The following is an 8,515-nucleotide window of genomic DNA, read 5'->3' as shown; positions in this document are numbered from 1 at the left end:
GAGGAGTCGGAGTCCCCGGACCCCGAGCCCTCGGTGTGCGAGGACACCAAGGTCGACGTCAGCATCTCCGGCCTGCCCGGCAAGATCGCGGCGGGGGCCCTGGACGGGCAGTTCCTTCAACTGGATGTTGCGGAAGGAGACCTGGTCACCGGCGCCGTGGTTCTGCAGGCCGATGTAGCCGTCGGTCAGGCTCCGCTGGGGGTCCTTGTTGGTGAAGTCGTTGATCTTGACTCCGTTGAGGAACACCTGGAGGCGTTCGCCCTGGACCTTGATCTCGTAGGAGTTCCACTGTCCGGGCGGCCGCAGGACCTGGTCACGGGCCTTGATGTTCGCCGACTTGAAGGAGTAGACGGAGCCCGTGGTGCGGTCGGCCGCGTCGGTGGCGTCGATCTGGATCTCGTAGCCCTTGTTCACCGCGGACCAGGGGTCGTCGGAGGCGGGGAAGCCCACGAAGATCCCGGAGTTGTCGTCGTCCCGCATCTTCCAGTCGAGCTTGAGCGAGTACGACTTCAGCTCCTTGGCCTGGTACCAGAGCAGGCCCATGCCGCCCTCGGACTCCATCACGCCGTCCTTGACGGTGAACTTGCCGGGTCCGGCCTGTTTCCAGCCGTCCAGCGTCTGGCCGTTGAAGATCTTCCGGTGGTCCTTGCCCGGCTTGCAGTCCGCCTTGACCTGGCCGGTGGCGTACTGGAGGCCGCCGAGCAGGTGGGCGCGGAAGGCGGCGTCGGCGTAGGACTCCTTGGTGTGGCCGCCGCCGGTGTAGAAGGACCGGCCGCCGCCGTAGCTCTGGCACCAGGCGATCGGATGGTCGCCCTTCATGGTGCCGCCCTGGTAGGTGGTCTCGTCGAGGGTGGCGAGAACCTTGGCCTGCTCGCGCGGGTTGGTGCGGTAGTTGTACCACTCGTCGGTGCGCTCCCAGGCGTCGTCAAGGTGCGCGGTCGACGGATGGTCATGGTCCTCGACGCGGACGGTGGCCCTCTGGACGGCCGGGTGCGAGTCGAAGTAGGCGCCGACGAGGCCGCCGTAGAACTCCCAGTCGTACTCGGTGTCGGCCGCCGCGTGGATGCCCAGGTACCCGCCGCCGCCGGCCACGTAGTTCTCGAACGCCTTCTGCTGCTCGGCGTTGAGGACATCACCCGTGGTGGACAGGAACGCCACCGCGTCGTACTTGGCGAGGTTGGTCGTGGTGAACTGCCCGGCCTCCTCGGTCGCGTCGACCGTGATGCCGGCCGGGCCGCCGAGTTCCTTCAGGGCGGTGATGCCCGCCGGGATGGAGTCGTGGCGGAACCCTGCGGTCTTGGAGAAGACCAGGACCTTCTTGCCGCCCTTGAACGGCTCCTTGGAGAACTCGAAGTCGTCCACGTCGTACAGCGCGCCCTCGCCGCCCTTGAAGACCAGGTAGATGTCAGTGGTCTTCTTCGGCAGCGACCGCAGCGGCACGTCGACGTTCTGGAACGTCTCCCAGCCGCCGGTGGGCGGGATGTACGCCGAGCCGTGCAGCGGTCCGTCGGGCGAGCCGGTGCGCAGCTCGACGAAGCCGCCCGCGCCGCCGGAGGAGGCCCGCACGGTCATCTTCTTCTGCCCGTCGAACCGGTAGGGGCTGAAGGAGATCCAGTCGCCGTCGTTGATGTCGCCGACGGTCTTGCCGCCGTTGGCGCCGGTCTTGGTGATGACCGACACGCCCGACTGGGTGCTGAAGTGCTCGGCCTGGCGGTGCAGCGGCTGCAGAACGGTGCGGGCGGTACCGGTCAGGGCCTCCTGGCCGTTCGCCCCGCCGTCGGTGTAGCCGGCGCCGACGACGCCGTAGATGTTGGCGTTGGGGTCGTGGCCGCCGTCACCGGGGGGCGGTGTCAGGGTGCCCTCACAGCCCATCTCGCTGGTGAGTTCGTGGGCGTGGGAGTCGTGGCCGAGGCTGTAGGTGACCTTGACCTTGGAGCAGTCGACGGTCTCCTCGGGGTCGGTGACCTTCACCTTGAACGGGACGGGCTTGCCGAAGGCGGCCATGCTGCCGTTGCCCGGGGTCTCGATCGTCACCTTCGGCTCGGTGTTGCCGACCACGATCCGGACGCTGGCGTTGCCGGTGTTGCCCTCGGGATCCTTGGCGGTGAAGGTCGCGCTGTAGGTGCCGACCTTCTTGTACCGGTGGGTGGGGGTGAGGCCCTCGCCCTTGGTGCCGTCGCCGAAGTCCCAGCTGTAGGTGAGGTCCGTGGAGTCGGCGTCCTTGGCGGAGGCGGTGAACTTCACCTTCAGGCCGGCCGCGCCGGACGTCTTGTCGGCGCTGACCTCGGCGATCGGGGAGAAGCCGTCCTCGGCGTTCTCGATCCGGTACAGCGCGGAGTCCTTGTCGCCCTGGAACCACGAGAGGCCGTAGTCGAGGACGTAGAGGGCGCCGTCGGGGCCGAACTCCATGTCCATGATCTGGGTGCCGGTCCACGGGAAGTCGTTGATCTTCGCGACGGAACCGTCCGCGTTCTCCTCGATCCGCTTGATCCAGCGGCGGCCGAATTCACCGGCGAAGAAGTCCCCGTCGTAGGCCTCCGGGAACTTCACGCTGGAGTTCAGCTCGGGGTCGTAGCGGTAGACCGGGCCGGCCATGGGGGACTCGGAGCCGCTGCCGAACTCGGGTACGGAGCCGCCGTCGTACGGGATCCAGGCGGCCTGCGCGGGCGGCAGGTCGGTCAGGCCCGTGTTGTGCGGCGAGGTGTTCTTCGGGGCGTTGCAGTCGAACGTCTCGCCGGACTCCTTGGTGGCGAAGTCGTAGTCGACGTAGGGGTCGTTGTCGCCGGTGCAGAAGGGCCAGCCGAAGTTGGCGGCCTTGGTCACCTTGGCGAACTCGACCTGTCCGCTCGGGCCGCGTTTCGGGTCGGCGGCGCCGGCGTCGGGGCCGTAGTCGCCGACGTAGACGGTGCCGGTCTTGTCGTCGACGCTCATGCGGAACGGGTTGCGAAAGCCCATCGCGTAGATCTCGGGGCGGGTCTTCTCGGTGCCCGGGGCGAAGAGGTTGCCCTCCGGGACCGTGTAGGAGCCGTCCTCGGCGACCTTGATGCGCAGGATCTTGCCACGCAGGTCGTTGGTGTTGCCCGAGCTGCGGCGGGCGTCGAAGGCCGGGTTGCGGTTCGGCCGGTCGTCGATGGGGGTGTAGCCGTCGGAGGCGAAGGGGTTGGTGTCGTCGCCGGTCGACAGATAGAGGTTGCCGTCGGCGTCGAAGTCGATGTCGCCGCCGACGTGGCAGCAGGTGCCCCGGGAGGCGGCGACGTCGATGACCTTCTTCTCGCTGGACAGGTTCAGGGTGCCGTTGGGGTTGAGGACGAAGCGGGAGAGGCGGTTGACACCGTCGAACTTCTTGAAGTCTTCGGCGGTGCCGGTCTCCGGGGCGTCGCCCGCCGGGGTGTCGAGCGGCGGGGCGTAGTAGAGGTAGATCGCCCGGTTGTTCTTGAAGTCCGGGTCGATACCGACGCCTTGGAGGCCTTCCTCGTCGTGGCTGTAGACGTCGAGTTTGCCGGCGATCTTGGTGACGCCGCCCTGGTCGGTGAGGCGCAGTGTGCCGTCGCGCGAGGTGTGCAGGACGCTGCGGTCCGGGAGCACGGCGAGCGACATGGGCTCGCCCGTCTCGGGTTCGCCCTTGGCGAGCGGGACCTGCTGGAACTGGCCCTCCGCGGCTGCCGGTTCGTCGTGTTCCGGGTGTCCGGGATGAGCGCCGGCGACGGTGGCCGGGGTGCCGACGGCGAGGAGCAGGCCGGTGAACAGGGCGACGGTGGTGCGCAGTCCGGGCCGCCTGGGGCTGCGGGTGCTTCTGGGTCTGGTTCTGTGCACGAAGTCCCTCCGGGAACGGGGTGGGCCGTACGGGGTGGGTGCGGAGCGTGCGGTGCGGGCGCCGGGGTGCGCCGTCACCCCGGAGGTGTGCGTGTCTTGAGCACGTCAAGACAGGTCTGAGTGCCGAACCCGTGGTTCAGCTGTTGAAGGCTGCGTCGAAGGACGCGCTGGGCGGTTCGAAGTCGAAGGCCTTGAGGCGTGTCAGCGCCTCGGGGGCGCCCTGGAGCCGGTCCATGCCGGCGTCCTCCCACTCGACCGAGATCGGACCCGCGTAGTCGATGGAGCGCAGCATCCGGAACACGTCCTCCCAGGGGACGTCGCCGTGCCCGGCGGAGACGAAGTCCCAGCCGCGCCGCGGGTCGCCCCAGGGCAGGTGGGAGCCGAGGCGGCCGTTGCGTCCGTCGAGGCGCTTGCGGGCCTCCTTGCAGTCGACGTGGTAGATCCGGTCGCGGAAGTCCCAGAGGAAGCCGACCGGGTCGAGGTCCTGCCACACGAAGTGGCTGGGGTCGAAGTTGAGGCCGAAGGCGGGGCGCCGGCCGACGGCTTCCAGGGCCCGCTGGGTGGTCCAGTAGTCGTAGGCGATCTCGCTGGGGTGGACCTCGTGCGCGAACCGCACTCCCTCGGCGTCGAAGACGTCCAGGATCGGGTTCCAGCGGTCGGCGAAGTCCTGGTAGCCGCGTTCGATCATCGCCTCGGGCGCGGGCGGGAACATGGCGACCAGGTGCCAGATGGCGGAGCCGGTGAAGCCGATGACGGTGTTCACGCCGAAGGCCGCCGCGGCCCGGGCGGTGTCCTTCATGCGGTCCGCGGCCCGCCGCCGGACTCCTTCGGGCTCCCCGTCGCCCCAGATCGCGTCCGACAGGATCGCCTGGTGGCGTTCGTCGATGATGGCGTCGCAGACGGCCTGGCCGACGAGGTGGTTGGAAACGGCCCAGCACGTCAGGCCGTACTTGTCGAGCAGGGCCCGGCGGCCGTCCAGATACGAGGGGTCACTGAGCGCCTTGTCGACTTCGAAGTGGTCTCCCCAGCAGGCCAGTTCCAGGCCGTCATAGCCGAAGTCCCGGGCCAGGCGGCAGACCTCTTCCAGGGGCAGGTCCGCCCACTGGCCGGTGAAGAGCGTGAAGGTGCGGGGCATCGGAACAGGCCCTCCTCAGACCGCGATCGGCGTGTAGACGGAGTTCTTCTCGGCGCTCTCCTCGACCGCCGCGAGCACACGCTGCACCTGCAGCCCGTCGGCGAAGGAGGGTTCGGGGCGGCGGCCCTCGGCGATGGCGTGGACGAGGTCGCGGGCCTGGTGGACGAAGGTGTGCTCGTAGCCGAGGCCGTGGCCCGGCGGCCACCAGGCCTCCAGGTAGGGGTGCTCGGGTTCGGTGACGAGGATGCGGCGGAAGCCCGCCTCGGCGCCGGGCTCGGTGGCGTCGTGGAAGGACAGCTCGTTGAGCCGCTCCAGGTCGAAGGCGAGTGAGCCGCGCTCGCCGTTGACTTCGATGCGCAGGGCGTTCTTGCGGCCGGTGGCGTAGCGGGTGGCCTCGAAGGAGGCCAGCGCACCTGAGGGGAAACGGGCCGTGAACAGGGCGGCGTCGTCGACGGTGACCTGCCCGGTGCCGGCGGACGTGACGGCGGACAGCCCGCTGCTCGCGCCGGTGGGCAGGGGCCGCTCCCGTACGAAGGTCTCCGTCAGCGCGGAGACGCCCGCCAGCGGCTCCCCCACCAGGTACTGCGCGAGGTCGACGATGTGCGCGCCCAGGTCGCCGAGCGAGCCCGAGCCGGCCTGCTCCCTGCGCAGCCGCCAGGTGAGCGGGAACGCGGGGTCGACCAGCCAGTCCTGGAGGTACGTCACGCGCACGTGCCGCAGCCTGCCCAGGCGGCCCTCGGCGACCATGCGGCGGGCCTGGGCGGTGGCGGGCACCCGGCGGTAGTTGAAGCCGACCATCGCCACCTGGCCGCGCGCGTGGGCCTCCTCGGCCGCCAGCACCATCGTGGTGGCCTCCTCGACGGTGTTGGCGAGCGGCTTCTCGCACAGCACGTGCTTGCCCGCGGCCAGGGCGGCGAGCGCGATCTCGGCGTGGCTGTCGCCGGGGGTGCAGATGTCGACGAGGTCGACGTCGTCCCGTTCGACGAGGGCCCGCCAGTCGGTCTCGGTGGAGGCCCAGCCGTGCCGCTCGGCCGCCGCGCGGACGGCGGTGGCGTCCCGGCCGCAGATCACGGCCTGCACGGGGTTCAGCGGCAGGTCGAAGACGCGGCCCGCGGTGCGCCAGCCCTGGGAGTGGGCGGCGCCCATGAAGGCGTAACCCACCATCCCCACGCGCAGGGGTGGCTTGCCTGCCTCGGTCCCCTCCGGCTGCTCCTGCGGCTGTCCCATACGGGTGTCCTCCTCGTCCTGGTCGGGGTGGCGCACGTGGGGGGTGCGGGGCGGCTCACTTGAAGCCGGTGGACATGTACTGGTCGACGTTGGCCTTGTCGACGACGGCCGAGTAGAGGGTGAGCGACGACGGGATCTCGAACTCGGCGAGGCCTTCGATGCCCTTGCTCTGGCCGAGGGCGCGGGCCAGGTCGATCGCGGAGGCGGCCATGGTCGGCGGGTACAGCACGGTCGCCTTGAGCACGCCGTCGTCCTGCTTGATGGCCTGGAAGGCGGAGAGCGCGCCGGCGCCGCCGACCATCAGGAAGTCGTCGCGCCCGGCCTGCTCGATGGCGCGCAGGGCGCCCACGCCCTGGTCGTCGTCGTGGTTCCACAGCGCGTCGAACTTCGACTGGGCCTGGAGCAGCTGCGCCATCTTGGCCTGCCCGGACTCGACGGTGAACTCGGCGGCCTGCCGGGCGACCTTCTTGATGTTGGGGTAGTTCTTCAGGGCGTCGTCGAAGCCCTGGGTGCGCTGCTTGGTGAGCTCCAGGTTGTCCAGGCCAGCCAGTTCGATGACGCGGGCGCCGGACTTGCCCTTGAGCTTCTCGCCGATGTAGTGCCCGGCGTTGAGGCCCATGCCGTAGTTGTCGCCGCCGATCCAGCAGCGGTAGGCCTGCGGGGTGTTGAAGATGCGGTCGAGGTTGACGACCGGGATGCCGGCACGCATCGCCTTCAGGCCGACCTGGGTGAGGGCCTTGCCGTCGGCGGGCAGCACGACCAGGACGTCGACCTTCTTGTTGATGAGGGTCTCGATCTGGCCGATCTGCTGGGCGGTGTCGTTGGAGCCCTCGGTGATCTCCAGGGTGACGTCGGAGTACTTCTCGGCGCGGCTCTTGGCGTTGTCGTTGATGGCGTTGAGCCAGCCGTGGTCGGCCTGCGGGCCGGCGAAGCCGATGGTGACCTGCTTGCCCGGCTTGTCGTCGGCGGCCGGCTGGTCGTTGCCGGCCGGCTCGTCCTTGGACTCGGACGGCTCGTTGCTCGTGCACCCCGTGAGGAGGGCACCGGCGGAGACGGCGGCGGCCCCGAAGAGCAGCCCTCTGCGGCTCGTGATCTCTGGCATGGCGGGGAAACCCTTTCCTCAGGTCGTGCAGAGCGGGAGGGGTACGGTTCTCAGGTGGTGCTCGCGGTACGACGCTGGACCAGCACGGCGGCGACGATGATCGCGCCCTTGGCGATCTGCTGGACGTCGCTCTGCAGGTTGTTCAGGGCGAAGATGTTGGTGATCGTGAAGAAGATCAGGACTCCGAGCACGGAGCCGGTGATGGTGCCGCGGCCGCCGGTGAGCAGGGTGCCGCCGATGATCGCGGCGGCGATGGCGTCGAGTTCGTAGAGGTTGCCGTTGGTGTTCTGGCCGGAGCCGGACAGGACGATCAGCAGGAAGGCCGCGATGCCGCAGCACAGCCCGGACAGCAGGTACAGGTAGAGCCGCTGGCGGCGGACGTCGATACCGGCGAGCCGGGCGGCCTCCGGGTTGCCGCCGACCGCGACCGTGCGGCGGCCGAAGGTGGTGCGGTTGAGCACCAGCCAGCCGATGGCCGTGACGACGGCGAACACCATGACCAGGGGCGGGATGCCGAGGACGTAGGCGTCGCGCTCCCCCAGGTCGAGGACGGACGGCACGGTGACGATCTGGGTCTTGCCGTCGGTGATCTGCAGGGCGAGGCCGCGGGCGGAGGCCAGCATGGCGAGGGTGGCGATGAACGGCACCATCGAGCCGTAGGCGATGAGCACCCCGTTGACCAGGCCGCAGCCGACTCCGACGACGATCGCCGTGAAGAGGATGCCGGCGAAGCCGTACTCCTGGGTGGCGACCGTGGTGGCCCACACGGAGGCGAGGGCGACGATCGCGCCGACCGACAGGTCGATGCCGCCGGAGACGATGACGAAGGTCATGCCGACGGTGACGACGCCGACCACGGAGGCCTGGGTGAGGACCAGTTGCAGATTGCGGGTGTCGAGGAACTCGTCGGGCTTGGTGACGCCGCCGACGACGATCAGCGCGGCGAGCACGCCGAGCAGGGAGAGGGTGCGGACGTCGGCGCGGGCCAGCAGGCCGCGCCAGGCCGGGGGTTCAGCCGTGGGCACCTTGGCGGTGCTGCTGTCCCGCGGCGGGGAGACAGGCTGCGTCATGACGCCGGGCTTCCTTCCATGACCAGGTCGAGTACGCGGTGTTCGTCGAGTTCGCGCGCGGGTGCCGTGTGCACGACCCGGCCCTCGCGCAGCACCAGCACGCGGTCGGCGAGGCCGAGCACCTCGGGCACCTCGCTGGAGACCAGCAGGACGGCGAGGCCTTCGTCG

5 protein-coding genes and 1 pseudogene are annotated in these 8,515 nt (G+C 69.7%); all 6 read right to left on the bottom strand.

Translation table 11 applies throughout. From position 1 onward, the window contains the following. Positions 1-3,813: ThuA domain-containing protein (locus ABT116_RS36125; RefSeq protein ID WP_351642911.1), on the bottom strand; the 3,813-nt coding region annotated here is incomplete at its 3' end. A 136-nt stretch (positions 3,814-3,949) separates the two neighbouring features. Beyond that, positions 3,950-4,948: a sugar phosphate isomerase/epimerase family protein gene (locus tag ABT116_RS36120; RefSeq protein ID WP_351642907.1), complete on the bottom strand. Its 999-nt coding sequence runs from the start codon at positions 4,946-4,948 to the stop codon at positions 3,950-3,952. A 15-nt stretch (positions 4,949-4,963) separates the two neighbouring features. Then, positions 4,964-6,175, bottom strand: a complete 1,212-nt coding sequence (locus ABT116_RS36115) for a Gfo/Idh/MocA family protein (RefSeq protein ID WP_351642904.1) — start codon at positions 6,173-6,175, stop codon at positions 4,964-4,966. Between the two features lie 55 nt (positions 6,176-6,230). Next, entirely contained in the window at positions 6,231-7,277 is a 1,047-nt protein-coding gene (locus tag ABT116_RS36110) for a substrate-binding domain-containing protein (protein WP_351642901.1), read from the bottom strand. Between the two features lie 50 nt (positions 7,278-7,327). Then, positions 7,328-8,347 carry an ABC transporter permease gene (locus ABT116_RS36105; protein ID WP_351642899.1) on the bottom strand — a complete coding sequence of 340 codons (1,020 nt, stop codon included), beginning with the start codon at positions 8,345-8,347 and terminating at the stop codon, positions 7,328-7,330. Next, positions 8,344-8,515, bottom strand: a pseudogene (locus ABT116_RS36100) (sugar ABC transporter ATP-binding protein); the annotation flags it as partial. The gene ABT116_RS36105 and the pseudogene ABT116_RS36100, both read right to left, overlap by 4 nt.

The organism is Streptomyces sp. NPDC002130 (assembly GCF_040296465.1).
Lineage (GTDB): Bacteria > Actinomycetota > Actinomycetes > Streptomycetales > Streptomycetaceae > Streptomyces.
This window is presented reverse-complemented; position numbering and strand designations above follow the sequence as displayed.

Excerpts from the sequence above, each read along its gene's own strand:
- ABT116_RS36115 (WP_351642904.1), bottom strand. The coding sequence starts at position 6,175 with ATGGGACAGCCGCAGGAGCAGCCGGAGGGGACCGAGGCAGGCAAGCCA.
- ABT116_RS36120 (WP_351642907.1), bottom strand. The coding sequence starts at position 4,948 with ATGCCCCGCACCTTCACGCTCTTCACCGGCCAGTGGGCGGACCTGCCC.
- ABT116_RS36110 (WP_351642901.1), bottom strand. The coding sequence starts at position 7,277 with ATGCCAGAGATCACGAGCCGCAGAGGGCTGCTCTTCGGGGCCGCCGCC.
- ABT116_RS36105 (WP_351642899.1), bottom strand. The coding sequence starts at position 8,347 with ATGACGCAGCCTGTCTCCCCGCCGCGGGACAGCAGCACCGCCAAGGTG.